Below are 26,540 nucleotides of genomic sequence, written 5' to 3'. Positions count from 1 at the left end.
TATTAATGCCCGGCAAAAATGGAATCAGCCATGCGGCTACATTCCAGCAGGGCTTCCTTATTCAATACAGGCAACAGGTGCTGTTGTTCAAAATAAGCGATCATCCATTCTGTATTCATATTGCCCACCAGCTCATCATTGGCCATCGGGCAGCCGCCAATCCCTTTCAGGGCGCCGTCAAAACGTCTGCAGCCAGCCTGCAGGGCAGCCGCTGTTTTGGCTTCCTGGTTAAAGGGAGTGGAATGCAGGTGAACGCCGATTTCTGTGTCGGGTAATGCTTTCACCAGGTAATTTGTCAGGGAAGCTACCTGTTCCGGCGCTGCCAGCCCTACGGTATCTGCCAGGGAGATAATACCAATGTCCATGGCTGCCAGTTTATCTACCCATTCAAATACGATCTCCGGTGAATAGGGATCGCCATAGGGATTACCAAAGCCCATGGATATATACACCACCAATTGCTTACCGGTCTTGATACATAAATGCTGGATCTCTTCTACCCTGTCCAGCGATTCCGCTATGGTGCTGTTGGCATTGCGCAACTGAAATGTCTCTGATACAGAGAAAGGAAAGCCAAGATAAGTGATCTGGTCAAATACAACAGCTTCTTCCGCACCCCGAAGGTTGGCAATAATAGTTAGTAACTTAGTGTTGGAATGGCTCAGGTCCAATTGCGGGATCACCTCTTTTGTATCGGCCATCTGGGGGATGGCTTTGGGAGATACAAAACTGCCGCAGTCGAGGGTATCAAAGCCCACCTTTAGCAAGGCATTCAGATACTCCACCTTCTGTGCGGTGGGAATGAATGGCTTCCAGCCCTGCATGGCATCCCGGGGACATTCTATCAATTTTACTGCCTGGTTCATCGTTACGTATTGGGGAGCAAAGGTAACATTCCTGTATGGAATACCGGCGGGCGTGATAGCTATTCACGAGGATACAGTAATTCAGGTGTTTAGCTAATATTATTAAATTCCGGGGCCCATACCTGTTGATAAAAATTTCCGATCTTTCTGTAGTTATTGCTTAGCCAAAACACAGATCATGAAAGAGATTATTAATTGCGCCGCTTACCAAAGTGGCTGCCGGATTGCAGATGTAGAATTAAATAAGGTACATGAAGTATTGAAAGATGTCAACCAGTTTGTGTGGATCGGTCTGCATGAGCCATCGGAAGAGGTACTACAAAGGGTACAGAAGGAATTTAACCTTCATGATCTTGCTATTGAAGATGCCCACCTGGCACACCAGCGGCCCAAAATAGAATTATACGGTGACACAGTTTTTATTGTGCTGCGTACTGCACACAAGAACCAGCAACAACATATTGAGTTTGGGGAGACCCATTTTTTTGTGGGCAAAAATTTTATTGTAAGTGTGCGACATGGATCTACGATCGCCTATACAGAAGTGCGTTCCCGTTGTGAATCTATGCCTGAATTACTTTCGAAAGGACAGGGCTTTGTTTTATACGCTATCATGGATTTTATTGTTGACCGCTATTTCCCGGTAGTTGATGATCTGGAAAGCGATCTGGAGGCTATTGAAGATAAAATATTTAAAGAGAGACCCAGCCGTCAAACGACCGAGCAGATATACCAGTTGAAACGGGAGTTGCTGGAAGTAAAAAGGGCAGTGTCGCCATTAGTGGATATCTGCAACCGGTTGATGCGGTTTGATATTAAAAGTATTTCAGCCGAAACGCATCCTTACTTCAGGGATATATATGACCATGTAATACGTATCAATGAGATGGTGGATAATACCCGTGAGCTACTAAACACGGCGCTGGAAGCTAATTTTTCACTCATTTCCATCTCTCAAAATGATACCTCTAAAAAATTTGCCGGGTGGGCGGCCATCATTGCCGTTCCCACGATGGTGGCCGGCTTTTGGGGAATGAACTTTAGGGTTATACCTGAGACGGAATCGGAATATGGGTTTTATGCAATCATTCTTGGCACTATTGCAGTATGTGTTCTCTTATATGTTTTATTCAGGCGGTCTGGCTGGTTATAAAAATGATGGATAGAGTAACTTGCTGATATGAGAAAGAAAAGCAGCAGAAAAAGACACAGGCTGGTTCATCCTGAAACGTTCCGGCCAACAGAAGGCAGGCAGGCGTTAACGGGCGTGCTGATCCTCTTTTGTAGCGTGGCGGTCTTTATCTGGAGTATCTTTCTTCTTGAAGATACTTTCATCCCCACCAGGGTACTCCTGCTGACTGTCATCGCAGGCGGATTTGCCGGAATTGTCATCCTTGCACTGATCTGGAAAAAAGAGCAATACGGATGGCTTATAGTGCTGTTATTTTATGGTTTTTTAGGCGGGGCAACGCCTCCCTTTTTTGCCATCGCAGCCATCAATTATTATGGCAAAAGTAGTCAGACAGAGCAGGTTACTGCAGAGATCATAGAGACCGGTCACCGTATGAAAAGAGGGAGTGGTTGCGGTGCTCCCTATGCCGTGGTAGAATTTGATAACGTGAGCAACAAAGTATATTTCGACTGCGCTTACAAAGCAACCATTGCGCAATACAAACAGGTAACAATGACCTTAGCAAAAGGAGGCCTGGGGTATTATGTCATTGTTGACAAGCAGCTCCGGCACTAATCCTATCCCCTGTTGATTTATTGGTATTGATAAGAAGTTTTTGTACCTTCTCTTAATCAATTCCTAACCTTCCTTCCCCTTTCTTAAAACAATCTACATGAAACAGGTCCTCTCACTCCTGATGGTCATCCTGTTGCTGCAAGCGAACGCACAGGATTCACTACCCGTCAAAAAGCGCATCTTTAAAGTCAAAGTATTAACGGTAACCGGCCAAAGCTTATCGGGTTATCTCAACCAGGCTACAGACACCGCTTTGTTGCTATCGAACAAAAAGGTCATCTTCAATCCTTATAGCACAGCCCCGAAAGAGCTTGCCCAGGTGAAAGCCCCGAACATCCAGGAAGTGTATATCAGAAGGCATGGAACCACATCAAGGATATTGGCAATAGGGGCCGCCATTGGAATGGGCGTAGGCATAGCCGCGGGGCTTATCAGCGGTGACGACGAAGGATTAAATGATGGTTCCAGGTGGTGTATACTTTGTTTGTCGGCAGAAGAAAAGGCCGGGCTGTATGGCCTTGCGGGTGGCGTTGCCGGCGGAATAACAGGCGCTATTATTGGCGCTATCGCACGCAAAAAGTTTGTGATCGGGGGCCAGCAACCAAAGTTCGACAGTATGCGGCTCAGCTTACTGGAAAAGATAGGCCGGGTGCCATTGCAATAATGACCTACAACCGGTGCTTCATCGCCTCGTATAAAATAATGCCGGCGGCTACTGACACGTTCAGCGACTCAAAATCGCCCGCCATGGGTATCTTGAATACATCGTCGCATATCTTGATCAGTCCGGGGAAAACACCTTTATCCTCACTGCCCATGATCACACAACAAGGCTCTGTATAAGGAAGGTCAAATACTTTCTTGGTAGCTGTCATTTCCGATGCATACACCTTAATGCCATTCAGGTGCAGCGTGTCTACAGCTTTCATCAGGCTGTTCACCCGGCATACATGTATCCTTTCCAATGCGCCGGCCGATGATTTGAGGGCTTCTTCATTCAGTGCCCCTACTCCTTTATCGGGAATAATCAATGCCTGTGCCCCGCAGCAAAGCGCCGTACGGGCAATAGCGCCAATATTGCGCACATCGGTCACACCATCCAGCATAATAAACAAGGGTGTTTCACCGGTGCCTACCACATGATCTATCACCTGCTGCAGGTCGAGGTATTGCACCAGGCCCGCAATAGCAATACATCCCTGGTGATTGGCCTTGGTAAGTGCATGCAGCTTTTCCGGCGGCACCTGCTGGATGGGAATATTGTTATCCCGCGCAAGCTGACGGATGGTGCCGATTGAATCACCGGTCACATTGCGCTGGAACAGTATTTTATCAATAGGACGGCCCGATTGAATGGCCTCAATAATAGGCTGGCGCCCGATGATCAATGAAGATTTTTTGATGCCTGGTTTCTTATGATATCCGTCCATCAGTTAACATCAGTTTTACTTTAAGAATAGCCGCTACCGACATGGAGTCGGTGATCTTTCCGGCTTCTACCATACGGTATGCTTCTTCAAAAGGCAGTTTGCGTACCTGCAGTTGCTCCGTTTCCTCCGGGCAGGCAGTCTGCTGACTCAACTCACGCGCCAGGTAAATGATCGCATGTTCATCCGATACCGAGTTGGACAAATGCATTTCCATGATCTTCGTCCAGCTTTGGGCTACCAGGCCGGTTTCTTCCAGCAACTCCCGCTGGGCCGATAATACCGGCTCTATATCCAGTGCACCCCCACCTTCCGGTATTTCCCAGCTATACTGGTTCAGGGTAAAGCGATACTGTCCTACCAGGTACGTGTTGAGCTGCTCGTCGAGCGGCAGGGCGCCTATGGCCAGTCCTTTAAAATGTACTTTGCCATAAATGCCCTTACCCCCGGCAGGATTGATCACATCATACTCTGTTACGCCAATCCAGGGATTATCATAGATCTGCTTTTGTCCCTTTATTTGCCAGGGATTATGAAGTTCATTCATGGAGCGAAAATAGAAAAATAAAAAAGCCCCCGTGGTGCGGGGGCTTCTTTATTTTTTTCAGCAACTATTTGGAACTAAATGCCTTTTTGATCTTCCCTACATAATCCAGTTTCTCCCAGGTAAACAGCTCCACTTTCTTTTTAACGGATTTGCCATCTGGTGATGTAAATGTCTTTTCCACGATCTCCGGCTTACGTCCCATGTGGCCATAAGCAGCAGTTTCACTATAGATCGGGTTACGCAGTTTAAGACGCTGCTCAATGAAGTAAGGACGCATGTCGAATACTTCAGATACTTTTTGGGCGATCTGACCATCGGTCAATTTCACCTTGGCAGTACCATAAGTATTGATGTAAATACCCATGGGCTGAGCTACACCAATAGCGTAAGAAACCTGTACCAGTACTTCTTCGCAGATACCGGCAGCTACCAGGTTCTTGGCAATGTGACGGGTAGCATAAGCAGCAGAACGGTCTACCTTGGAAGGATCTTTACCGCTGAATGCACCACCACCGTGTGCGCCTTTACCACCATATGTATCAACGATGATCTTACGGCCGGTAAGACCTGTATCACCGTGTGGTCCACCGATCACAAACTTACCGGTTGGGTTGATGTGATACTTGATCTTGTTATTGAACAGGTGAGCGTATTTCTTGTATTTAGCCTTTACGCGGGGGATCAGGATATTCACTACATCCTTCTTGATCTGGTCCAGCATCTTGGTCTCAGCAGCAAAATCATCATGCTGGGTAGAGATTACGATAGCATCAATACGTACAGGCTTGTTGTTATCATCATATTCCAGCGTTACCTGGCTTTTGGCATCAGGACGCAGGTACTTGATCTGCTTGCCTTCCCTTCTCAATGCAGCCAGCTCAATGAGCAGCTTGTGGGCCAGGTCCAATGCCAGTGGCATATAGTCCTCGGTTTCATTGGTGGCATAGCCAAACATCATACCCTGATCACCGGCGCCTTGCTCTTCCTTCTTCTTGCGGTCTACACCCTGGTTGATATCGGCAGACTGCTCGTGGATGGCAGATAATACACCGCAGGAGCTGGCTTCGAACATGTATTCACTCTTGGTATAACCAATTTTGCGGATCACGTTACGGGCAATTTCCTGTACGTCCAGGTAGGCAGCAGACTTAACCTCGCCCGCCAATACAACCTGACCGGTAGTTACCAATGTTTCACACGCTACTTTTGACTGAGCGTCAAATGCAAGGAAGTTATCAATAAGCGCATCAGAGATCTGGTCAGCGACCTTATCGGGATGGCCTTCGGACACACTCTCCGATGTAAATAAATACGGCATGACTATTTGATTTGATAAAGGTTAAACAAGAATCTTTAACGGGTTATGATGGCAAGACAGGCGCAAAGATAAGCGTCCATCTCAAATTTTAGAATAAATAATTCGAACCTTCATTTTCTGCGTAGGATGGCTGCCACCTCCGGCCACCAGCCGTCCGTTGGCAATGGGGCTGTTGACAAACAAGTACGTTAGCAAGACTCGTGATGTGCCGTCCGGCAGTTGGTAATAAGGATCAGCAAAGAAGGGCGCATAAATACGCAGCGTATAATAAGGCAACTTCTTGGTGACCACACTTTGCAGGTATCGCGTTAAAGTGAATGTGTATTTCTTATTGTTCAACACGCCGCCCAGACTGGCTACATCATAGCCACCGCCGGTACCGGTATAAATAAAATCATTCCGGATAGTGAAGGAGGAATCACCGGCCGCATTGATGGCATCGATAAACAATAAGGCCGGCGCGGTATAGATATTATCCTGTGTAGACTCAACCTGTTCTATCACCAGCTCTGCACGGTGGATCACCCGGTTCACATTCTTAAAGGTATCCAGGCCGGGTATTTTCACCGTAGCATAAGAGCCCGGTGCGGTTTGCAGGTATACCTTGTCATCATTGGGTGAGCCATTCTCCAGATAGGTTTTATAACCATGCGCGGCTGTACGGCGTATGAGGTTGGCCTGCGTACCATCGGTATAGCTGAATACGGTAGTGGTGGTATCTATCGTGCTACCGTTTTTCATGCGCCGGTAAAAGGTAAGCCGGGTATTGGTAGTGCTGACCAGGTTCACATAAGCCAGTCCGTTTTTAGCGGCCGAAGCATTATTGGCTTTAATGGCCAGTCCTTTAAAATATATTTTAAATGCCGAATCTGTTTTATACTGATTAGCAGTATCGTAATTAATGAATTGCTGGGCGAAGGAATTATCCAGCCGGATGCGTAATTCATTAATGGTCCTCACGGTATCTTTTCCCTGTACATATATCACGGAGTCGTTGAGGCTTTTAAAGTCAACATCCTTGCCTCCCAATACAGCAGGCAATACGGCAAAATCAGGTTCACTGATCCGGTAGATGGAATCTTTAAAGTTATTCGTAGCAGGATCTATCTGGAACACTTCAAAACGCTCAACAGAATTGGAATCGCCATACAGGCCACCATAAGCCAGGGACAGCACCACCGAGTCTACAGCAATCAGGGAATCTTTATTCCCAAACGGATGGACACCATACGTGGATGGGTTGAAAGCAGCATATACAGCAGCATCTGTACGTCCAAATTCGGGATCATCGCCGATGATGCCTAATGCATGGAGGGAAGAGCCGGTAAGGCGGGTAGTATCGGGAAATAGGAAATTATCGGTTTCGACATCCAGTACCGTTTCAAAAGTATGTACATTGTCTACGGCGGGAATGAGCTCATTACCAAGATCGGTAGTGTCTACTTTAGTACAGGAACTATAAATCATCAATCCGGTCAAAGCAGCTATGACAGACAGCGTAATTTTGCTATTCACTTAGAGATTGTTAACAGGTTACAGAAATTCAGCCTATTTGGCAAGGTCGGAATACAATTGCAAATAGTCTGTTAAATCGGATTCTGCATTATAGGTGAGCACCTTTTTACCTTTCACTTTGCCAAACTCCTCTACCAGCTTTTTATCTACCTTTTCAGCGCCGAAGGTCACAGCATCCGCATAAGTAGCGCCACCGCGCATCATAGCTGTATTATTAAGCTCTTTGAAGGGTTCCAGGTCCTTGTCCTTGATATTGGGGCTGATATTGGCCAGCTTCAGGAAATTAGGACCCAGCTTTTCTTTAAAACTGTTATTGCCAAGCGTGTAGATCACTTTACTATGGGCAAATACAGGTTCTTTTTTATACGCAGTCTTTTGATACAGGGGGATGAGGCCGGTCATCCAGCCACTGCAATGGATAATATCGGGGGGCCAGCCAAATTTCTTGACTGTTTCCAGGGCTCCTTTACAAAAAAACACCGTCCTCAAACCATTGTCATCAAACCACTTTTCATCATCATCATGAAAAATAGATTTGCGTTTGAAAAGGTCTTCATTATCGAGGAAATAAACCTGTAAACGGGCATTGGGCAGGGAAGCAACTTTGATCTGGAGGGGAAAATCATCATTGTCAACAGAGACGTTGATACCTGATAACCGGACAACTTCATGGAGCCTGTGCCGCCTCTCATTGATCACCCCAAAGCGGGGCATAATGCAACGAACTTCGAAACCACCTTCATTTGCCTTTATCGCCAGCCGGTTAACAGTTTCCGAAAATTCTGTCAGCTCCAGGTAAGGAGACATTTCGTTGGCAATAAATAAAATTCTTTTCTTTGTCTGCATTATGATTATAATTGGTTGCGGATAACCATTTTTAAAAACAGGGTGCAAAGTTAAGGTATTTTATTAGAAAAATGGGCGGCATAGCCTGTCCCATGCTTTTAAACGTCTCAAAATGATCATTTTTAAGGAGGCTGCTGCATTGGCCAGACATCTTCAAAAGCAGCGGACGATGCAACGGAAAACAGGCTTTATTCCCACAATGGGAGCATTGCACGAAGGACATCTCGCCCTGGTGCAGGAAGCCCGGCAACACACGTCCATCACAGTATGCAGCATCTTCGTAAACCCCACCCAGTTCAATGACCCTAATGATTATAAGAAGTATCCCAATACACTGGACAAGGACATTTACCAGTTGGAGAAAACCGGAACAGATATCCTCTTCCTGCCGTCTGTGGATGAAATGTATCCACACAGTATCCACGGGCTGGAACATTATGACCTTGGCTACCTCGAAACCGTGCTTGAAGGCCAATACCGCCCCGGCCATTTCCAGGGAGTATGCCAGGTCATGAGCCGCTTGTTGCAGAAAGTGCAGCCCGATGAGTTATTTATGGGCCAGAAGGATTACCAGCAATGTATGGTGGTACAATGGCTCTTACAGCATTTAAAAATGAATACCCGTTTTGTGGCCGTTCCCACCATCCGCGAAAAGGACGGACTGGCGATGAGCAGTCGCAATATGCGATTACCGGAAGCAGACCGGAAGAAGGCGCCGGCCATTTACCACGCGCTGGAACATATCCGCCGGCATATAACTCCGGGATCCCTCACTCCCCTCCTGCAGGAAGCCCGGGACCTCCTCGAAAAAGAAGGATTCAAAATAGATTATGTAGCTGTGGCCGACGCCCATTCTTTATCCCCCACCGATACCTGGGATGGCAAACAGCCCCTGGTAGCCCTCATCGCCGCCTTTTTAGGCGAAGTAAGGCTGATTGATAATAGGCAGGTAACTAAATAACAGCACATTATCATTTAAACTAATTCGTGAAGGGCTAACTAACGTTTGAAATCCAGTAAACTTTTATAGCTTTGCAGCCGTTTTTTATAGGCGCCCTATTTTTGCAGGCGCCAGCCGCCCCTGCAGCGGGGCAATAACAGTCAAATTAATACACGATCATGGACATAGAAGTGCTTAAGTCGAAGGTACACCGGGCAGTGATAACAGAAGCTAATCTGAATTACGTTGGTAGCCTTACCCTGGATGAAGACCTGATGGATGCAGCCAATATGATTGAACACGAAAAAATTCAGGTGGTCAATGTCAACAATGGCTCCCGCATCGAAACCTATCTGATCAAAGGTAAAAGAGGCTCCGGTGTTTGCTGCCTCAACGGACCAGCCGCCCGCCAGGGGGCTGCAGGCGATATAGTGATCATTATTTCCTATGCACGCATGGACTTTGAAAAGGCCAAAACTTTCAAACCCTGGCTGGTATTCCCAAAAGAAGGCAATAAATTATAACATTACCGTTATAATAACATTAGCGTTATATATTGTCCTTATTTTTGTTTGACAACCAACCTCCCTTGAACTTATGAATAAAAAGCTTCTAAGCGTACTGCAATACATCATCTTTCTGGGGCTTGGAATCTTTTTAGTATGGTGGTCAATGCGCAAGGTTTCTGATAAAGACTGGGAAGATATTCAGAATGCCTTCCGTAATGCCAATTACTGGCTCTTATTACCGGTTATTACCGCTTTACTGCTCAGCCACTACAGCCGCGCCATCCGCTGGAAAATACTCATGGAGCCACTGGGTTATAAACCCCGTATCTCCAATACCTATATGGCGGTGCTCATCGGCTACCTGGCCAACCTCGCCGTTCCCCGCCTCGGAGAAGTATTAAAATGTACAGCCCTGGCCCGCTATGAAAAAGTACCGGCCGATAAGCTGGTAGGCACCATTGTAGCCGAAAGGGCTTTCGACCTGATATGCCTGGCCATTGTTATGACAATCGCTATTGTCACCCAGTCGGACATCATTGGGCCTTATGCTACAGGCCTCCTCAATGATATACTGGGTTCCAAAACCAGCGGCCTGAGCGCCACCAAAATCATCATCCTGCTGGCCATCGTAGTCATTGGGTTCGCCGGCGCCTGGTATGTATTTAAAAAATTCTCCCATATATCCTTTATCTATAAGATCAAACGCATTGTGCAAGGTATATGGCAGGGACTTACCAGTGTGCGGTATGTAAAAAGCAAAGGCTGGTTTATCTTCCATTCTGTATTCATCTGGGCCATGTACCTCGTGAGTGTGCGCATTGGCATGTACGCTATGCAGGAGACCACGGTCTATGGCACCAAAGAATCTTTATCTGTACTATCCACCGGCAGTATCGCCATGATCATAACGCCCAGCGGAATAGGCGCCTATCCCCTGCTCGTACAGGAAACAATGGCGCTCTATGGGTTAAAAGAAAGCCTCGGGTTAGCTTTCGGCTGGCTGATGTGGACTGTTCAATTCTTCCAGATACTCATCAGTGGATTTGTTGCCTTAGCTTTGCTGCCATATTTCAATAAGAAGCAAAAAGAATCCCATGCGCAAAGCGGACATCATCCCAAGCAAGATCTTCACACTTCCGGAGCTGATTAAAAGAATAGCCCAATGGCGCGCAATCGGTAAAACAGTCGCTTTTACCAATGGTGTTTTTGATATCATGCACCGCGGACATATTTATTCCCTGTCACAGGCCGCCAGAGAGGCCGATTACTTAATAGTAGGTTTAAATTCTGATGCTTCCACCAAAAGGCTCAAAGGAGATGCCCGTCCTGTGAATGATGAGCAGGCGCGCAGCACGGTGATGGCTGCATTACTCATGGTAGATGCCGTAGTACTTTTTGAAGAAGACACCCCGCTGGAACTCATCAAAGCGGTGATGCCCGATGTACTGGTAAAAGGCGGCGATTATACAGAAGAACAGATCGTAGGCGCCAAAGAAGTAAAAGCCAATGGCGGTAAAGTAGTCATCAATCCAATTGTGGAAGGATACTCAACAACGGGGATCATCGGGAAAATAAATCAACTGTAACTACATCCGGTACATCTTTTCCACTTCCTGCACGATCATTTCCATTTCCCTTTCATTGCCTTGCGGGTTATAGGGCTGTTTTAGATTGCTGTTGAAGAAGAAAGCAACAGTCTGGTACATGCGGGCAGTAAAGCCGCCTTTGTATTCCTTAATAATATCGTAGCAGTTATTACCGGTTTGCCGGTTAATGAGCTTCATCAGCACCCTGCCTTGGTATACCGACAGGTTACTGAGGGGATCGGCAAATTCTTTCTTCAGCTCTTTTTCCCTTGTCTTCAGGTATTTCTTGCGCTGCTCCTTATCCGTAACACCGGCCAGTTTGCTATTGATCTCATTGATAATAACGCCGGCCTTACGGGCATAAGGGTAGGTAACATAAATGGCATTGCGGAGCCTCGTCCACTCCTGCCGCTTTTTCAATAAATGTTTGGGATAGGGAGCCGTTACCCATAGCCATTCCAGGTTGCCGGAAGGAACAAGCTGGTTGCCTATGATCATGGCGGGTACCGGGATCGTATCATTAGGCCCCAGTTCGGGTTGCTCCACGCCGGGCGGCAAAGGAATGGTATCCTTTTCCTGGGCCATGGAATGACTGGTGAGGCATAAAGATGCCGCCACCCACATCAAACAGCCCAATATAATGCGTTTGGATACCATGAAGCTTACACAAAATAGCAATTATTCCTGTAGAATAATACGGGTAAGACAAACTAAGTAACCCGGAAAGCTGCAAATATTTTAGTTAAAATTGCCCGATGCAGTTGCCCGTTGCTGGCCTCCTATATGTAACTGGCTGATTAATTGCCGGAAACCGGCTCCTCTTGTTGTACTACTGGTTTCTTCCTGGCTGCCTGTGCCTCACCAATTGGTTTCAGCAAACTGATCCTGCGCACCATACTCATGATAAATCCGATAACCATCAGCACGGTGCCAAGCCATACGAGTTTGATAAAGGGGAACTGAAGTACTTTAAGCGCAATAAAAGGCACCATCTGGGCAGATTCTTTCACCCGTATTTCGATGTGCTTATCGTCGGCCACTTTGGACAGGCTTACCGATAAACCCTGGGAGAATACAGAATCCATAATATGGTACGTGTTATTATCCCGCACATACAGAAGGGGCTGCGCTTTCAGTTTTGTTTGCTCACGGGTTACAACGCTGAAGTTGGCCATAATACCCACATCGCCCGGCTCAGGCTTGTATTTATCCGTTTGCGGATTGGCCGTCACGCTATCCAGTATCATGTAACCATTGGAATAAAAGATCGTATCGCCCACCTTCACATTTTGTGCGCGGTATTGCGATGTATCTTTTGTCTCCTGCATTTTGGTGGAGTAATTGATGTATACGAAAATATCTTTATTCCAGTAGTGGCGGGCATCGGGGTTGTTGGAATATCCTTCCTGGCCTTTGGTGTTCTTGATCAGATCAGGGTAGAGCGGGAAACGTTCTTTGCCATCCTTGCTTTCCATGTCGATACGGAAATAAGTCATCTTGCCTTTTTCCGTTACCGAGTCCTCTACATAAGTAGCCCAGTATTTTCCCATATCGGTGCGAACGCCCTGGTATAAAGTGAGGTTCTCCACCCCTTTCTCTTTCTGGTCGGGGCCAAAGTTGAGCGGGTTGATAAAGTTCATGGACAATACCTCTTTTTTGGAAGAGGAGATAAGCACGCCCACGAGCATAATGCCAAAGCCCACGTGCGCCACAGATGCACCGGCTGCTTTCAGCTTACCATTCATGCCGCTCCAGATATAGCCGGCATTGGCTATTACGGTATAAATGCTGGCAAACAGTGCCAGGTGGATAGCAGTCAGGAAACCCGCGCCGAATTTATCATAATTAACATGGCCCCATACACTCACTGATATGGATATAGCCAACGCAATGCCGGTAGGCAGGGCCAGCTTTTTAAAGAACTGCCCTTTGGCCGTGTTCTTATACTTCAGATACTGGGTAATGGCCGTAAGTATTCCCAATACAACCGCTACAAAGATCATGATACGGTTATAGGGAAATTCCCGGTCTTCCCCGATGGCAAAGCTGGTGCCGAATATCTTATTGATCACCGGAAGCGAAGTAGCCACGCCGATAAAGATGGCCGACAGGAACAATACCAGCGAGCCGATAAACATCCAGAATTCCCGGCTATATGAGTTTTCTTCTTTGGCAATATGCGGGATCTTTTTATACCGCGCAATAAACAGCCATAAAGAAGGCACCAGGAAAACAAAGACCAGCAACCGGAGCTGCCAGTTCATACCACTTCCTGTAAAGGCATGCACGGAAGTATCCTGCAGGTCGCCGCTGCGGGTAAGGTAGGTGGAATATAAGATGAGCAAAAAGGTAGCAATAAAGAAGAAATGCGTGGCCCTGAGTGAATGACCGGTAGCATTATATACGATCTGGGTATGGATGCCGGCTACCAATATAAGCCAGGGAACGAGGGAGGCATTTTCCACCGGGTCCCATGCCCAATAGCCACCGAAGCTGAGCGATTCGTAAGCCCAGTACGCCCCCATCATTATGCCCAGTCCCAATATACCGCCGGAGAACAATGACCAGGGCAATGCGGTTTTGGTCCAGCCACCGTATTCCTTTTTCCAAAGGCCGGCTATGGCAAACGCAAAGGGAACAATGGTAGAGGCAAAACCCAGGAACAATACCGGGGGATGGATCACCATCCAGTAGTTCTGCAACAATTGGTTCAGGCCTACCCCATCCTGCACCATGGAAAGATAATCGGGGTTGTTGAAGATAGGCGCATTGGAAAACTGGTGGCGGGTAAGCATGAAGGGCGTGCTGCCGATCTTGAGGTTAAACACATATAGCCCCAGCACCATCGTAGCCATACAGATCTGGGCGAAGCTGATGACCGTCATGACCGGCGCTTCCCATTTTTTGGCGGTACGGATGAGGATCAAACCTAATATGCTATGCCACAAGGTCCACAACAGGAAACTGCCCTCCTGCCCTTCCCAGATACTGGCGAGCAGGAATTTGGGCGACAGTGACCTGTCGGAATGATTATAGGCGTAATAATATTCGTAATAATGCTGTACAATGATGAAGAGGATAATGCCAAATACGGCTATTACGGAAAGCGCATCGGTGATAAAGGCAATACGTCCTATCTTCCGCCAGCTTACTGCTTCATCGGGCAGTTTGGCATTGGCAGATTTAAAATAAGCAATACAGGCCACGATGGAGGCTACTAAAGAAAGCACTACCAGCAAATGACCAAGCTGTCCGGGCAACAGGTGTTCACCAATATAATCCATCAGGCGCTTTAATTTTGAGAGAGGTTATTGTAGGCTGCTTTAGGGTCATCTTTGTACTTGGAAGGGCATTTGATGAGGATGCCGTCTTTACGGCTGATTTCAAATAGGTCACCCCTCATTTTGCCTTTCAGAACAATACGGTCACTCTTTTCCATATCGAAAGGTTTCTCGAAGTAATATACTACCCGGGCCTTATTACCCAGGGAGTCCATGACATGGAAAGTGGTGAGGTTGGGATTGACAGCCGGATTGTATTCGATGGGGAAAGACCTGTCCAGTTGGGTGATGACAGTAACCGTTTTACCTTCTTTCTGGCGGGCAGAGGCAAGGGTTTCATACGTAGAAAGATCACCCATAAAACTCAGCAACACCATGATACTGGCAGCAATGCACACAAGGATGACAATGTGGATCTTCTTCATACCGGGTTCAATTCTCCGCAAAGGTAGCTCAAAATGCGGAACAGGTTTATGTGATTTTTATGTGTTTCCATTGCCCATAACCATCAGATTTCCATTTTGTTCATTTTTCTATAAATAATTGGAAATGTGGTATAAAATCAGTGTTCCGGACTAAAGCCAGTAAAACCACCCTGCGGCAGCAACCCGAAACCCCAAACTCCAAACCCGAAACCCATAACTAACGATCGTTATGCAACTTATTGACATTATTTTGCTTCTATCTAATACTGTGCTACCTTGCACGGCGTTTTTAAAGAAGAGACCTCTTCAACAATGACAGACTTATCACATTTTGATCCCAACGGTGTAAGTAATCCCAATAATAACATATTTGGTTTGCCCTTCACAGAAGAAGATGCCCGGCTTGTAATCCTGCCGGTACCCTGGGAAGTGACCGTTAGTTGTAGTGCCGGTACAGCACGCGCCGCCGACCATATCTTCAAAGCCAGTATGCAGGTTGACTTGTTTGATGCCGATGTAAAGGATGCCTGGAAACAGGGCTTTTATATGCGTGTGCCCGACAGGAAGATCCTGCTGAAGAGCGATTACCTGCGCAAAGAAGCTGAATTGTACATTGACTACATCTCCAAAGGTGAGCCCATAGAGAAAAACAATTTTATGTGCAAATCACTCAAGGAGATCAATGAAGGGGCTGTATACCTGAATAACTGGGTATATGACCAGACCAAAACTTTATTGGACCAGGGCAAACTGGTAGCCTTATTGGGTGGAGACCACAGTACCGCTTTGGGATTTTACAAGTCTATAGCCGATAAATATCCTTCTTTTGGCATTTTGCAGATTGATGCGCACTGCGACCTGCGGGAATCCTATGAGAGTTTCCGCTATAGCCATGCCAGCATCATGTACAATGCCCTGAATGAAATACCCCAGCTTACCAAACTGGTGCAGGTGGGGGTACGTGATTATTGTGAAGAGGAATGGGATTACCTGTGCAACAACAAGGAGCGGGTAGTTACCTATTTTGATAAAAACATTAAGGAACGCTGTTATGAGGGTGAGTCGTGGAGAGAGATCGCCGATGAGATCGTGGACCACCTGCCGCAGCATGTATTCCTGAGCTTTGATATTGACGGGCTCGACCCCAAACTGTGCCCTAATACCGGTACGCCCGTACCCGGTGGCTTTGAAGCCCAGCAGGTATATTACCTGCTGAAACGCATCATTAAGAGCGGCCGCCGCTTCGTTGGCTTCGACTTGAGTGAAGTAGGTGTGGGAGAAAATGAGTGGGATGCCAATGTTGGCGCACGTGTATTGTGGAAGTTAAGTAATTTGCTGGTGGCTTGCAATCAACAGGCTGTTGTCGGCTCATGATCTACCAATACGTTGTTATCCTTAAAAACAGGCAAAGTAAATATATAGACTTTATCGGCCTCCTGCTGGGCATTCTGTCTGTTATATTCTTTGTTCGTGAATTGGTCTTTGCTCATCAGGTAGGTGTGGCCTATCTCCTCGGAGCCGTTTTTGTTACCGGTGTATTGATCTGGAATGTATGGCAATCGGCCAAAGGCAAAAAAGTGTACTATAGCCGCGCATTGCTCATTGCGGCCCTCGTATGGATGAAGATGCCTTACTTTCAATGGCTCACATTTGTATTCATCATTCTTGCCTTACTGGAATACCAGGCCAAATATTCCCTGGAGATCGGCTTTTCCGACCAGGAAGTGGTCATCAACTCCCTCTTCAAAAAAAGATATCCGTGGGCACAGTTTGATAACATCATGCTGAAAGACGGCCTGCTGACCCTTGATTTCACCAATAACCGCATCCTCCAGCGGGAAGTGGAAGATGAGGAAGAAGACGAGGCCGATGAAGAGGAATTTAATGCGTATTGCCGTAAGCAGCTTGGGAAAACAAGCCAGGAAATACGGAAGTCCGGCAATCAGTAATCAGAAGCCTGAGTCCCAAAGTCAGCTTCAGGCTCCCAACCTCAGACCTCCTGGTTCAGTTTTACGCTACCAGGCGCAATTGCGCCAGTTCCTGCTCCGGAATGGTTTCCTGGATTTGGGCAAAAATTACCTTGTCTTCAAACAGCAGGTGCTCATGTACCAGCTTTACAAAAGCCTCGTACAGGTAATCACCCTCCTGCCCTGCGGGCAGCCGCTCTGCCAATACCCGGATGGTATCATGCTCACGGTGCAATAAGTTGGTGTATTGCAGGTTAAAACGATGCCGGACCAGGAAGGGGATCAGGGTCTTTTCTTCGGCCTCAATGTGTTTTTGAAGGTTATTAACCCAGAAGTTCACCACGGCCTGCTTGGTTATCTTGCTGCTTTTGCCGGCCATGATATTGCCCAGTATCTGGGTGCAGATCTGGCGGTCGCTGGCCAGGTGGCTTAGAAACGGCTGTAGTACGGAATTTCGTTCCATAACGAGTCCCTCCTTTCCGTTAAATACGACAAGAATTACTCCATAAGCAGGCTGTGTGGAAAACTTTAACAAATCGTCAACCGGTCCAAAGGACCGATTGCTCCGAAGGAGTCCTTTGGACCGGTTGCTGCTATTTCAGGGCATTGATAATGGCAATAAACTCTTCCGCATTCAGGGAAGCGCCGCCTACCAGTCCGCCATCCACATCCGGACGGGCAAACAGGTCTTTGGCATTATTGGCTTTCACGCTGCCTCCGTATAAAATGGAGATATTACCGGCCAGTAAGGGCCCATATTGATTAGCCAGTACACTGCGGAGGTGCGCATGCATTTCCTGTGCCTGGTCCGAGCTGGCGGTCTTACCCGTGCCGATGGCCCAGATGGGTTCATAAGCGATCACGATCTTGGCCATAGCGCTGTCCGGGAGATGGAACAGGGATTCTTTCAATTGAGTTTCCACATAAGCGTTCTGTGTACCGGCCTCCCGGATGCTGAGGGGTTCACCACAACAAAAAATAGGCGTAATGCCATATTCCAGGCAGAGGTCTAACTTTTCAGCCAGCATCTTATTGCTTTCCTGGAAATATTCACGACGTTCGCTATGTCCCAGTACGCAGTATTTGATGCCGATGGAATGCAGCATTTCTGCCGACACTTCACCGGTATAGGCGCCGGATTTTTTATGGTAACAATTCTGTGCTGCTATAAAATAATTCTTTTCATCAGCCACTTCACTATTAGCCATGATCAGGTAAGGGAAAGGCACTGCAAAGACCACTTGCCGGTGATCGGCCAGACTGATATTAGCACCCAGGATATTGTCCAATAATTCCTCCCCCTGCTGATAAGTACAGTTCATTTTCCAGTTCGCAGCAGCAATTTGTTTACGCATGTTTGGTTGATTTGTTTTAGATTCTTTTACTGTTTCGATGACCTATCATTACTATGATTGCTCAAAAATATGTTTCAATTGCTTTGCTTCCGCATCTGTGAGTTCCCGATTCTTTAATTTTTTCCAATTACTGATATCGGACAATGCTTTTTCAAATTCATACCTCGATAATGCCTTGCTTCCCCAGGTAAAACTGGGTATGAATTTCGGGGTAAGCCCTTCCCCAAAAATATTCGTGCAGATGCCTGTCACGGTGCCGGTATTAAAAGCTGTATTAATAGCGGCACGGGAATAATCGCCCATGAGCAGGCCACACTTCATGCCGGCGCGGATATAATCTTTGGAAGGCTGATGCCACACACGTACATCGGTGGCATTGTTCTTCAGGTTGGAATTGGAAGAACCGGCGCCCAGGTTGCACCACTCTCCTATCACGGCATCGCCCAGATAGCCATCGTGTGCTTTATTGGAATAGCCAAAGAAAATACTGTTCTTGATCTCGCCGCCCACCGTGCAGTAAGGACCGATGGTGGTAGCGCCATATATTTTGCTGCCCATCTTCACTACAGCGCCCTCACAAAGCGCAAAGGGCCCCCTGATGAAGCTGCCCTCCATGATCTCGGCATCCTTGCCGATATAAACAGGCCCGGTAGAAGCATTGAGCATACAATGGGCCAGGCGGGCGCCCGGCTCTATAAAAATGTCTTTTGCATTAATCACCTGCACACTTTCGGGGATCACCTGGGAAGCCCTGTCACGGGTAACCAATTTGAAATCTTCCCGCAGGGCCCAGTCATTCCATTCAAAAATATGCCAGGGATACTGCAGTATTTTAATAGCCTCCCAATCGGGGTCTTTTTTGAGCGTATTGTCATCTTTTTGCAGGGAAGCGATAAACTGTTCGGAAGGAATAATATTGGCAGCAAAGAGGGCCGCTTCGGGGGAAATTACATGAGAAGCGTCTCCCACTACTTTTACCTCCTGCCCCAGTAAGGCTTCCCACTTCTCGCGGATGGTGAGAATGCCGATACGGATATCGGCGGCAGAACGCATGAGCGTGAAAGGAAATAAATGGTCGCGTACTTCTTTGTCATTCAGGAATATCATAAGTAGGTATTACACTGTTTATTGACTGATTTTCAAATGTAATACTTATATGCAATCTTGGTTCCAGAGAGATATGGGGCGAGTGGTAAATGGCTAGTGGCGAGTATTGAGCAGTGGCTGGCGAATTAAAGGCCCACTAGCCACTCGCTACTTACCACTTGCCTTAAAAAAGAATCCCTCTCCTAAGAATAGGAAAGGGAAAGTATAGCCATGAAAAACAAAAAATGTTATGCTGAAGTTAAGCTTATTTCTTCTTTTCGTAACGCTTTTTGAACTTATCAATTCTACCAGCAGTGTCAACCAATACATTCTGACCAGTATAGAACGGGTGAGAAGTATTTGAAATTTCAAGCTTTATCAACGGATACTCCTTACCATCTTCAAACTTAATAGTCTCTTTGGTAGGGGCTGTAGAACGGCTCAAAAAACTGTAACCATTACTCATGTCCTTGAAAACAACGAACCGATAACCTTCGGGATGGATGCCTTTTTTCATAACTCTTTGATTTAAAGGTTGCACGGATTTTGCCGTACAAAATTTTAATATTTACAAAGTCGCAAAATTACCTCCCGACTGTCTTACTGCCAAATTAAATTTATTTCAATTCTTGGCCAATTTTATATGCAACAAAATTATAGTTGCAACACTAATTATTGACTAAAATCAATCATTCAGCCCTTCTCAACCGTTTGCGTTGATTTCCTATTATATAGATGGGAAACGGATGGGTGGGGTTGCAGAAAGATAAGTTAAAGAAAATGAAATAAAAAAAGCACCGGGTTAATATTCATACTCACCTAAGTTCGTATGAGTTATCAATCCAATGCTTTCTAAAAATCGCTTTCAATCCAGTTAAGTATTTCCGGCGACTTTCTACATCTAAGATACTTTATAATCTATAGCGGTTCCAAATTTTATGCCCTTCTGATATGCACCAGTTGTGCACCGAGTTATGCACATTTGGCCTAACTCCTCATATTCTCATATTGCAATGGAATACCCAGTTCCGCCCCCCGGCATAGTTGTATCACTTCCTGCAGGTCATCAATCTTTTTGCCGGTCACCCGTACGGTATCATCCATGATCTGGGCCTGTACTTTAAGGCCGGAATCCTTGATCAGCTTTACGATCTTTTTGGCATCTTCCTGCTTGAGGCCATTGCGTACGCTTACCTCCTGCTTGGTCACCTTGCCACTGGGATAGGATTCCCTGGAGGTATCAAACGCCTGGGGGGCAATGCCCTGCTTATGGGCGCGGTTGATCAATACATCAATGAGCTGGCGCATCTTCATGTCGTCCTCTGTTTCCAGGTTGATCTTAAACTCCTTTTTATCCAGGTTGATCACTACATGGGACCCCTTGAAGTCAAACCGGTTGGTAATTTCCTTGGTAGTAACGTTTACGGCATTGTCCAATGCCTGGGCGTCTACTTTACTAACGATATCGAATGAGGGCATAGCAACATTTTGCGGCAAAGCTATGGAATGTACTGAAATCATAATATGCTAATTTGCTACCTGAAATCTTATCAGCAATGACCACCTATGTTATGGGCGATATCCACGGAAGCTACCGGGCCCTTCTCCAATGCCTGCAGCGTTCCGCTTTTGATTATGAACAGGACATCCTGGTTCAATTGGGCGATATTACCGATGGGTATGCTGAAGTATTTGCTTGCGTGGAAGAACTGATGAAGATCCGGCACCTGATAGCGATTAAAGGGAATCATGACGACTGGTTCCAGGACTTCCTGCAAACGGGCCTGCATCCCCAGCTTTGGGCCCAGGGCGGCGAAGGCACCCTCCGCTCCTACCTGATAGCAGCCGGCAAGGAAGACGTCATTACTGCCTATGGGTACATTCATCCCCTGGCCCTGTCTCCCACCGATGTACCAGCTACCCACAGGGACTTCTTTAACAGCCAGCAATTGTATTATACCGATACGGCCGGGAACTGTTTTGTACATGCAGGCTTCAACCGGCAGCGGCCTTTCCGGAAACAGGAACCGTATTTGTATTACTGGGACCGGGAGCTTTGGCTGGAAGCGCTTTCCTGGGAGGCTTCCAACAGGGGGAAAAAGAGGCCGGGGACATTCCGTATGTCTACCCGGTTCCGGGAAATTTTTATAGGCCATACCCGTACCATCATGTGGGGAACAGACAAACCCATGAAAGCAGCCAATGTAAATAACCTCGATACCGGGGCCGGAGGCGGTGGGCGCTTAACCATTATGAACGTAGAAACCAAACAATACTGGCAGTCGGACCCGGTGAATGAGTTATATGAAATTTCTTACCGGTGAAGTAAATTAAAAAGGCCCCATAGACATGGGGCCCGTTAACCAAAACTAACTGCTTATGAGAAAAAATGTATAATAACTTTTTATAGATCGCTTTGCTTAATACTTCACGGCTGATAAAAAACCTGCTCACTGAATCACTCTGTCCTTAAACGCACAGCAGTATCTTTTTATTATTCTACATGTAGGATATTCCGCATCCTACGATATACATCAACACGATTACTATGAGTATTATTTTTTTCATTGTTGTTGCTTACCTATATATGACTATTTTAAAGAGAAAAGGTTGTGCCATACCCTGTTAAAATTTTCTAAAAGCCCTGCACAATAATTAAAACAACGTTAATACAGCACTCATCTCCTTTCTACTCAGCAGGCGACCCCTCTGCCACATAACTGCTGCCATGTTGCAGAGCGGCTCTCTCCTGTCCTATTCACGAACCGCTTTTCCCATTAGTCGAAAACTTTTCCATTTTGGGAAACATCAGCCGTCATCTTTTCTTTATTACTCTCCGGCGCCTTTTACACGGTTCTGCTCTTCACCGGCGCCACCTTTCTTACGCTGACCATTCCCATTTTTCAGGGGCTTGCCAAAACGATAGGTCAGGGTGAGGTTTACTACCCGGGTATCGCGCGAATTCTTAAAGCGGGCTTCCGTATTTTCGAAGTTGATATGTCCTTTGGGTTGTTGTGTATAGAAAATATCACGCACATTCAGCTTCACGGTACCCTTGCCTTTCAACACTTGCTTTGAGACACCGGCAGACAGTTGGCCAAACGGGTCCAGCAATATCTGGCCGTCCGGCCCTTTTGTACGGTACCAGCCACTCAGCTCAGCACCCCATCCTTTATTGAACTTAAACTGGTTGTTCATGTTCATCATCAGGTTACCGGCTTCTATTTTCAATTCTTCGCCATTAACCACGCCACTATACTTGATATAATTGTAATTGGTATATACCATTATGGTTAGCCATTTGGCTACCGGCGTCTGTACACTCACTGCAATGCCTGCATTTTCCCGCTTGCCAATATTGCCTTCGCGCACAATGGTAGCATACCCCCTTTCACCATTGGGCCGTTTTTCCTGTGTGAAAGTTTCATTAAAGACGTCTTTGGTAATACTATAGTTAAGGTTGGTGGTCAGTATTCCCTTGAAGATATGTGTAAACTCAAAGTTGTTGGAATACTGAGGTTTCAGGAAAGGGTTACCACGGCCATAGGTATACTTATCAATGAAGAACATGAACGGGTTCAGGTCCTGGTAGCCGGGCCTGTCTATACGACGGCCGTAAGATATACCAAACTGGTTGTCCTTACTGGCATTGTAACTAAAATAAATGGTAGGGAACAAGCCATTATAAGAACGGTCAAAAGAAGAATCCGGCTGATCAGGATCAAGGTCAGTTTGCCGTCCTTTCAGGTTGGTATTCTCAAACCGTAAACCAGCCTGCACGCCCCATTTTTTATTCAACTGCTTATTGAAACTTACATAAGCGGCGTTAATATTCTCTTCATAGTCAAAGTAGTTGGTTTTCGTAATATCCGGCTGCCACTGGCCACCTACGAACTCTGAATAGTTGGCTTTGTTATCTGTAGTCACATAGCTTGATTTTACGCCCATTTCCAGTTTGGCGCCCTTCTTCAGCGGAAGGGTATAATCCGCTTTGGCAGAATAAATATCAATCGTGGAGGGCAGCACACCATTCAACTGTTCATCGTACCTTTTCACCCAGACAGGTGAAAAAGTAGTATTGATAAAATACTGATCATTGGAAGCATCATAACGGATATAATCCAGGTCGGCTGAAAACTCACGGCCGGTGGAATCAAACTGGTGGCGTATGTTCAGGTTTACGCTGCCATTCTTCCAGGCTTCCCGGATATAGGAATCTGCTTTAACTATAGAATCAACCTGGCCCATTGGGTTCTTGAGGTAGCTGGTATTATCACCATCATTGGTTTGCGGGTTGTAAGAACCACTCAACACAATACCCAGGGTCGTTTTTTGGGTGAGGTAATAATCCATGCCCAGTTTCAGGTTATTGTTACGGTTCATGCGCTTCATGAAAGCCGTTTGCTCAAAAATGGCGTTGGTCGTCTTGTCATCATTTTTATAGCGGCGGTAGATATCCAGTTGCTGGAAATTCTCATTGTATCCAAAGCTATAGCTGCTGAAGAGGTTCATTTTACCATCACGGTAATTGAGGCTGATGCTTTCATTCGTCTTGAAATAAACGCCCTGACCCACACCTGCAGTTATATTCCCGTTAAATCCTTTGATCTTATTTTTCTTGGTTTTGATATTGATGATCCCTGAGTTACCGGCCGCATCGTATTTGGCAGGCGGATTGGTCATGATCTCGATCTGGTCCAGTTGGGAAGCCTGCATACCTTTCAGCAGGTTGGCCAGTTCGGGGCCGCTGAGGTAGGAAGGACGGCCATCCATCATGATAATAACGCCCTGTTTACCTTTCAGGCTGATATTACCATCCTTATCCACCTGTACGCCGGGTGCTTTTTCCAGCACTTCCAGGGCATTGGCGCCTACATTGGTAACAGAGGCTTCCACATTCAGCACTGTCTTATCAATCTTTTGCTCAATCATGGGCCTGCTGGCGGTAACGGTCACGGCTTTCATTTCCTTCGATTGGCCGGCAAGCACTACCGGGGCCACTTCTACTGCAGTACCAGCTACTTCAAAAGCAGGGGTATATTTTTTGGTATGTCCCACGGCCGATACTGCCAGCAGATATTTACCATCGGGGATATTTTCAAACTCAAATTGGCCGGCTTTATCGGAAACCGACATCTTCACTACTGCAGAATCTTTGGCTTTTAACAGCGTTACAGTGGCCGCCTGGATGGCAGCCTGACTGGCATCCCCTACTTTCCCGGTAATACGGGAGGCTCCGTTCTGCGCCAGGGCTACCAGGTTTAAAACAGTCAGGATAATGGTTGCTAAGGTCAGTTTTGTTCTCATGGCTATACTCTTTACTTTGTTGAATACTTTGTCTTATTAATTACAGTCCAAAAATAGGTACTATGTTACGCATAGTACATTGCCAAGTGTTGAAAGGCTGGTTTTATTGATATCCGGTAATAATTGGGTGACAATAGTGTGACGTGCCAGCGGCAAATAGGTTACAGCGCAACCGCCGATTGGGATAAATGGCAGGAAAATGGGCGCGAACGGCTACCAGAATGGGCGCCGGATGGTAGTATACTGGCCAGGGGGTTGCCTGGGAATGGCCTAAGAATGGCCTTGGATAGTACTGTACAGTATAGTCCCAGGCCATTCCCAGTACTATCTTAGTGCTATTGCAGAGCATTCCCCTACCATTCCCCGGGCATTCCATTACCACTCCTAAAGCTAAAGGGTACCATTCACCTGCCATCCCAGGTAGAAAAGAAGGGAAAAATTAACTTACCGCCTGTTGGGGCGCCTTTTTACGGGTGAGGTAGAAATACAACGCTACCCCGGTTATGACCAGTCCGGCAGAGATCAGTTCCGCCTGGGTAGGATGGAAACCAAAGATGCTGTAGGTAGTATTTACCCGTATTTTTTCTATAAAGAACCGCTCCAAACCATTCACAATCAGGTATACAGCAAACATGGTACCAGGCACTTTCAGCCGGTAGCGGAGCGACCATAAGAGGGCAAAAAGCAGCAACCCGATCACCGTTTCATAAAAGGGGGTTGGGAAAACCGGGATGGGCAATTGGTTGCAATATTGGGGATCGGTACAGCCGGCAATGGCCGTACCCTCATTAATTACGTTATGGGGATAATGATAGGCCACCATCCAGTCGGGCAGCCAGGAAGGCGCTTTTACTGATTTATGGTGCACCTGGTCAAGCGACTCCACCTGGAAGGTCTTTAAATAAAAGCGGTTATTGGCCTGCAGGGCGCTGTTAAACTGCGCAGTGTCCGCCAGTACCACCTTTGAATCGGGCGTAGTAATATAGGCGCTGTTCAGGATGCCCCAGTCGCCATCGCCGGCCACCTGGCAGCCCATCCGGCCAATGGCATAGGCGATCATCAATCCGGGCGCCACGGCATCGCAAAGGTGCTTAAAACCGATCTGGTGCTTACGGGCATAGAAAAAGATAGCTACCGCAGCACAGATCAACCCGCCATAAAAAGTAAGTCCGCTGAAAGAAAGCAGGGCTTCTATCGGGCTTGCCCAGAACTCATTCCAGTTTTCCAGGTTATGGAATATTTTGGCCCCCAGGAAACCAAAGAGGGCGGCATAGATCACCAGGTCCCCTACGCGGTCATGCGGCCATATACGCACGATCCGCTCTTCGGGCTTATCCAGCTTTTGCTTGTTCTTTTCCCACCACTTAATACCGGCAAATAATAAACCGAGGCCAATACCTACGGGCCAGTTACCAGCAGCAGAGAAAATAAAGGATTGCGGGTCCTCTGTAGCGGGATCATTGGAAAGAAATAAACCTATGATCTTATAACCGAGGATAAAGCCCAGTATAAAATTGAGTAATATATCGCCAAAACCAGCAGGCTTGCCTACCATGATCTTCACATCCTGCCCTGTCAATAACCCGGCGCGCTCTTTACGCTTCAGCTCATGCGTAAGTACCCAGGCGGCTGCCAGGAAAGAAAGCGCCACAAAGAATCCGAAAGAATTTACAAAGCGTAGTCCCCTTGCTTCAAGACCAAACAAATCACGGAAAGCGTAGTATAGGTTGGGATACATGTAGTGTTAGTAATTGAGATTTTGAATGTGCAATGATAAGTAAAAGCTTCCAGCAATAAAAAACCCTCCCAGGAATGGGA

Annotated in this window: 26 protein-coding genes; 10 read left to right on the top strand and 16 right to left on the bottom strand. The window is 46.7% G+C overall.

Translation table 11 applies throughout. The features are described 5' to 3' along the window. Window positions 1–2 precede the first annotated feature (2 nt). Window positions 3–866 carry a hydroxymethylglutaryl-CoA lyase gene (locus HB364_RS16915; protein WP_167289394.1) on the bottom strand — a complete coding sequence of 288 codons (864 nt, stop codon included), beginning with the start codon at window positions 864–866 and terminating at the stop codon, window positions 3–5. Between the two features lie 178 nt (window positions 867–1,044). Here HB364_RS16915 and corA point away from each other — a divergent pair, with 178 nt between their 5' ends. The 3 genes from corA to HB364_RS16900 all read left to right on the top strand — a co-directional run bounded on the left by corA (window position 1,045) and on the right by HB364_RS16900 (window position 3,277). Further along, window positions 1,045–2,019, top strand: coding sequence for a magnesium/cobalt transporter CorA (gene corA / locus HB364_RS16910; RefSeq protein WP_167289393.1), 975 nt, complete (start codon window positions 1,045–1,047; stop codon window positions 2,017–2,019). Window positions 2,020–2,046: 27 nt separating this feature from the next. Beyond that, window positions 2,047–2,613, top strand: a complete 567-nt coding sequence (locus HB364_RS16905; protein ID WP_167289392.1) for a hypothetical protein — start codon at window positions 2,047–2,049, stop codon at window positions 2,611–2,613. A gap of 97 nt (window positions 2,614–2,710) precedes the next feature. Beyond that, a complete protein-coding gene (locus tag HB364_RS16900; RefSeq protein WP_167289391.1) occupies window positions 2,711–3,277 on the top strand; it encodes a hypothetical protein in 567 nt (188 codons plus the stop codon). Between the two features lie 4 nt (window positions 3,278–3,281). Here the strand turns inward: HB364_RS16900 and rlmB are convergent, their stop codons facing one another. From rlmB to HB364_RS16875, 5 genes are all read right to left on the bottom strand, one after another. After that, complete coding sequence (rlmB, locus tag HB364_RS16895) at window positions 3,282–4,043, bottom strand: 23S rRNA (guanosine(2251)-2'-O)-methyltransferase RlmB (protein ID WP_167289390.1); 762 nt, start codon at window positions 4,041–4,043, stop codon at window positions 3,282–3,284. Further along, window positions 4,027–4,587, bottom strand: a complete 561-nt coding sequence (locus tag HB364_RS16890; protein ID WP_167289389.1) for an NUDIX domain-containing protein — start codon at window positions 4,585–4,587, stop codon at window positions 4,027–4,029. The genes rlmB and HB364_RS16890 overlap by 17 nt, the downstream gene beginning before the upstream one ends. Window positions 4,588–4,651: 64 nt before the next feature. Further along, window positions 4,652–5,905, bottom strand: a complete 1,254-nt coding sequence (gene metK, locus HB364_RS16885) for a methionine adenosyltransferase (RefSeq protein ID WP_167289388.1) — start codon at window positions 5,903–5,905, stop codon at window positions 4,652–4,654. Between the two features lie 81 nt (window positions 5,906–5,986). Then, the gene (locus tag HB364_RS16880) at window positions 5,987–7,420 is read right to left on the bottom strand and encodes a DUF4270 family protein (protein ID WP_167289387.1); all 1,434 of its coding nucleotides are present in this window, start codon (window positions 7,418–7,420) and stop codon (window positions 5,987–5,989) included. A 33-nt stretch (window positions 7,421–7,453) separates the two neighbouring features. After that, window positions 7,454–8,266, bottom strand: a complete 813-nt coding sequence (locus HB364_RS16875) for a glycogen/starch synthase (protein WP_167289386.1) — start codon at window positions 8,264–8,266, stop codon at window positions 7,454–7,456. A 112-nt stretch (window positions 8,267–8,378) separates the two neighbouring features. On the opposite strand from HB364_RS16875, the gene panC reads away from it, so the two are divergent. From panC to rfaE2, 4 genes are all read left to right on the top strand, one after another. Continuing rightward, window positions 8,379–9,227: a pantoate--beta-alanine ligase gene (gene panC, locus HB364_RS16870; protein WP_167289385.1), complete on the top strand. Its 849-nt coding sequence runs from the start codon at window positions 8,379–8,381 to the stop codon at window positions 9,225–9,227. 158 nt (window positions 9,228–9,385) lie between these two features. Then, on the top strand, window positions 9,386–9,730 hold the full coding sequence (panD, locus tag HB364_RS16865) for an aspartate 1-decarboxylase (protein WP_167289384.1): 345 nt from the start codon (window positions 9,386–9,388) through the stop codon (window positions 9,728–9,730). 73 nt (window positions 9,731–9,803) lie between these two features. Further along, window positions 9,804–10,865 (top strand): lysylphosphatidylglycerol synthase transmembrane domain-containing protein, encoded by a 1,062-nt coding sequence (locus tag HB364_RS16860; RefSeq protein ID WP_167289383.1) that lies wholly within the window; start codon window positions 9,804–9,806, stop codon window positions 10,863–10,865. Further along, complete coding sequence (rfaE2, locus tag HB364_RS16855; protein ID WP_167289382.1) at window positions 10,810–11,301, top strand: D-glycero-beta-D-manno-heptose 1-phosphate adenylyltransferase; 492 nt, start codon at window positions 10,810–10,812, stop codon at window positions 11,299–11,301. Before HB364_RS16860 ends, rfaE2 begins: the two co-directional genes overlap by 56 nt. Here the strand turns inward: rfaE2 and HB364_RS16850 are convergent, their stop codons facing one another. The 3 genes from HB364_RS16850 to HB364_RS16840 form a co-directional block, all read right to left on the bottom strand. After that, complete coding sequence (locus tag HB364_RS16850; RefSeq protein WP_246228509.1) at window positions 11,302–11,958, bottom strand: DUF4294 domain-containing protein; 657 nt, start codon at window positions 11,956–11,958, stop codon at window positions 11,302–11,304. It lies immediately after the preceding gene. Window positions 11,959–12,098: 140 nt separating this feature from the next. Then, complete coding sequence (gene ccsA / locus HB364_RS16845; protein ID WP_167289381.1) at window positions 12,099–14,585, bottom strand: cytochrome c biogenesis protein CcsA; 2,487 nt, start codon at window positions 14,583–14,585, stop codon at window positions 12,099–12,101. 8 nt (window positions 14,586–14,593) lie between these two features. After that, window positions 14,594–15,007: a cytochrome c maturation protein CcmE domain-containing protein gene (locus tag HB364_RS16840; RefSeq protein WP_167289380.1), complete on the bottom strand. Its 414-nt coding sequence runs from the start codon at window positions 15,005–15,007 to the stop codon at window positions 14,594–14,596. 312 nt (window positions 15,008–15,319) lie between these two features. Here HB364_RS16840 and HB364_RS16835 point away from each other — a divergent pair, with 312 nt between their 5' ends. Further along, the gene (locus tag HB364_RS16835) at window positions 15,320–16,381 is read left to right on the top strand and encodes an agmatinase family protein (protein ID WP_167289379.1); all 1,062 of its coding nucleotides are present in this window, start codon (window positions 15,320–15,322) and stop codon (window positions 16,379–16,381) included. Continuing rightward, window positions 16,378–16,956: a hypothetical protein gene (locus HB364_RS16830; protein ID WP_167289378.1), complete on the top strand. Its 579-nt coding sequence runs from the start codon at window positions 16,378–16,380 to the stop codon at window positions 16,954–16,956. Before HB364_RS16835 ends, HB364_RS16830 begins: the two co-directional genes overlap by 4 nt. A 61-nt stretch (window positions 16,957–17,017) precedes the next feature. Here HB364_RS16830 and HB364_RS16825 read toward each other — a convergent pair whose 3' ends face one another. The 5 genes from HB364_RS16825 to HB364_RS16805 all read right to left on the bottom strand — a co-directional run bounded on the left by HB364_RS16825 (window position 17,018) and on the right by HB364_RS16805 (window position 20,894). Beyond that, window positions 17,018–17,437: a hemerythrin domain-containing protein gene (locus HB364_RS16825; RefSeq protein ID WP_167289377.1), complete on the bottom strand. Its 420-nt coding sequence runs from the start codon at window positions 17,435–17,437 to the stop codon at window positions 17,018–17,020. Window positions 17,438–17,567: 130 nt separating this feature from the next. Continuing rightward, window positions 17,568–18,329, bottom strand: a complete 762-nt coding sequence (gene tpiA, locus HB364_RS16820) for a triose-phosphate isomerase (protein WP_167289376.1) — start codon at window positions 18,327–18,329, stop codon at window positions 17,568–17,570. A gap of 51 nt (window positions 18,330–18,380) precedes the next feature. Then, complete coding sequence (locus HB364_RS16815) at window positions 18,381–19,436, bottom strand: putative sugar nucleotidyl transferase (RefSeq protein WP_167289375.1); 1,056 nt, start codon at window positions 19,434–19,436, stop codon at window positions 18,381–18,383. A 244-nt stretch (window positions 19,437–19,680) separates the two neighbouring features. Then, complete coding sequence (locus tag HB364_RS16810) at window positions 19,681–19,932, bottom strand: type B 50S ribosomal protein L31 (RefSeq protein WP_167289374.1); 252 nt, start codon at window positions 19,930–19,932, stop codon at window positions 19,681–19,683. Between the two features lie 470 nt (window positions 19,933–20,402). Further along, on the bottom strand, window positions 20,403–20,894 hold the full coding sequence (locus tag HB364_RS16805; RefSeq protein ID WP_167289373.1) for a YajQ family cyclic di-GMP-binding protein: 492 nt from the start codon (window positions 20,892–20,894) through the stop codon (window positions 20,403–20,405). A gap of 77 nt (window positions 20,895–20,971) precedes the next feature. Here HB364_RS16805 and HB364_RS16800 point away from each other — a divergent pair, with 77 nt between their 5' ends. Beyond that, the gene (locus HB364_RS16800; protein WP_167289372.1) at window positions 20,972–21,739 is read left to right on the top strand and encodes a metallophosphoesterase; all 768 of its coding nucleotides are present in this window, start codon (window positions 20,972–20,974) and stop codon (window positions 21,737–21,739) included. 505 nt (window positions 21,740–22,244) lie between these two features. On the opposite strand, the gene HB364_RS16795 is transcribed toward HB364_RS16800, so the two are convergent. Together HB364_RS16795 and HB364_RS16790 are read right to left on the bottom strand one after the other, a co-directional pair. Next, window positions 22,245–24,722, bottom strand: a complete 2,478-nt coding sequence (locus HB364_RS16795; protein WP_167289371.1) for an outer membrane beta-barrel family protein — start codon at window positions 24,720–24,722, stop codon at window positions 22,245–22,247. Window positions 24,723–25,161: 439 nt separating this feature from the next. After that, entirely contained in the window at window positions 25,162–26,460 is a 1,299-nt protein-coding gene (locus HB364_RS16790) for a prolipoprotein diacylglyceryl transferase (RefSeq protein ID WP_167289370.1), read from the bottom strand. Window positions 26,461–26,540 lie beyond the last annotated feature (80 nt).

Source organism: Paraflavitalea devenefica (assembly GCF_011759375.1).
GTDB lineage: Bacteria > Bacteroidota > Bacteroidia > Chitinophagales > Chitinophagaceae > Paraflavitalea > Paraflavitalea devenefica.
This window is presented reverse-complemented; position numbering and strand designations above follow the sequence as displayed.

Bases quoted from the DNA above. Each gene is read 5' to 3' on its own strand.
- HB364_RS16915 (WP_167289394.1), bottom strand. From the start codon at position 866: ATGAACCAGGCAGTAAAATTGATAGAATGTCCCCGGGATGCCATGCAG.
- corA (WP_167289393.1), top strand. From the start codon at position 1,045: ATGAAAGAGATTATTAATTGCGCCGCTTACCAAAGTGGCTGCCGGATT.
- HB364_RS16905 (WP_167289392.1), top strand. From the start codon at position 2,047: ATGAGAAAGAAAAGCAGCAGAAAAAGACACAGGCTGGTTCATCCTGAA.
- HB364_RS16900 (WP_167289391.1), top strand. From the start codon at position 2,711: ATGAAACAGGTCCTCTCACTCCTGATGGTCATCCTGTTGCTGCAAGCG.
- rlmB (WP_167289390.1), bottom strand. From the start codon at position 4,043: ATGGACGGATATCATAAGAAACCAGGCATCAAAAAATCTTCATTGATC.
- HB364_RS16890 (WP_167289389.1), bottom strand. From the start codon at position 4,587: ATGAATGAACTTCATAATCCCTGGCAAATAAAGGGACAAAAGCAGATC.
- metK (WP_167289388.1), bottom strand. From the start codon at position 5,905: ATGCCGTATTTATTTACATCGGAGAGTGTGTCCGAAGGCCATCCCGAT.
- HB364_RS16875 (WP_167289386.1), bottom strand. From the start codon at position 8,266: ATGCAGACAAAGAAAAGAATTTTATTTATTGCCAACGAAATGTCTCCT.
- panC (WP_167289385.1), top strand. From the start codon at position 8,379: ATGATCATTTTTAAGGAGGCTGCTGCATTGGCCAGACATCTTCAAAAG.
- panD (WP_167289384.1), top strand. From the start codon at position 9,386: ATGGACATAGAAGTGCTTAAGTCGAAGGTACACCGGGCAGTGATAACA.
- HB364_RS16860 (WP_167289383.1), top strand. From the start codon at position 9,804: ATGAATAAAAAGCTTCTAAGCGTACTGCAATACATCATCTTTCTGGGG.
- rfaE2 (WP_167289382.1), top strand. From the start codon at position 10,810: ATGCGCAAAGCGGACATCATCCCAAGCAAGATCTTCACACTTCCGGAG.
- HB364_RS16850 (WP_246228509.1), bottom strand. From the start codon at position 11,958: ATGGTATCCAAACGCATTATATTGGGCTGTTTGATGTGGGTGGCGGCA.
- ccsA (WP_167289381.1), bottom strand. From the start codon at position 14,585: ATGGATTATATTGGTGAACACCTGTTGCCCGGACAGCTTGGTCATTTG.
- HB364_RS16840 (WP_167289380.1), bottom strand. From the start codon at position 15,007: ATGAAGAAGATCCACATTGTCATCCTTGTGTGCATTGCTGCCAGTATC.
- HB364_RS16835 (WP_167289379.1), top strand. From the start codon at position 15,320: ATGACAGACTTATCACATTTTGATCCCAACGGTGTAAGTAATCCCAAT.
- HB364_RS16830 (WP_167289378.1), top strand. From the start codon at position 16,378: ATGATCTACCAATACGTTGTTATCCTTAAAAACAGGCAAAGTAAATAT.
- HB364_RS16825 (WP_167289377.1), bottom strand. From the start codon at position 17,437: ATGGAACGAAATTCCGTACTACAGCCGTTTCTAAGCCACCTGGCCAGC.
- tpiA (WP_167289376.1), bottom strand. From the start codon at position 18,329: ATGCGTAAACAAATTGCTGCTGCGAACTGGAAAATGAACTGTACTTAT.
- HB364_RS16815 (WP_167289375.1), bottom strand. From the start codon at position 19,436: ATGATATTCCTGAATGACAAAGAAGTACGCGACCATTTATTTCCTTTC.
- HB364_RS16810 (WP_167289374.1), bottom strand. From the start codon at position 19,932: ATGAAAAAAGGCATCCATCCCGAAGGTTATCGGTTCGTTGTTTTCAAG.
- HB364_RS16805 (WP_167289373.1), bottom strand. From the start codon at position 20,894: ATGCCCTCATTCGATATCGTTAGTAAAGTAGACGCCCAGGCATTGGAC.
- HB364_RS16800 (WP_167289372.1), top strand. From the start codon at position 20,972: ATGACCACCTATGTTATGGGCGATATCCACGGAAGCTACCGGGCCCTT.
- HB364_RS16795 (WP_167289371.1), bottom strand. From the start codon at position 24,722: ATGAGAACAAAACTGACCTTAGCAACCATTATCCTGACTGTTTTAAAC.
- HB364_RS16790 (WP_167289370.1), bottom strand. From the start codon at position 26,460: ATGTATCCCAACCTATACTACGCTTTCCGTGATTTGTTTGGTCTTGAA.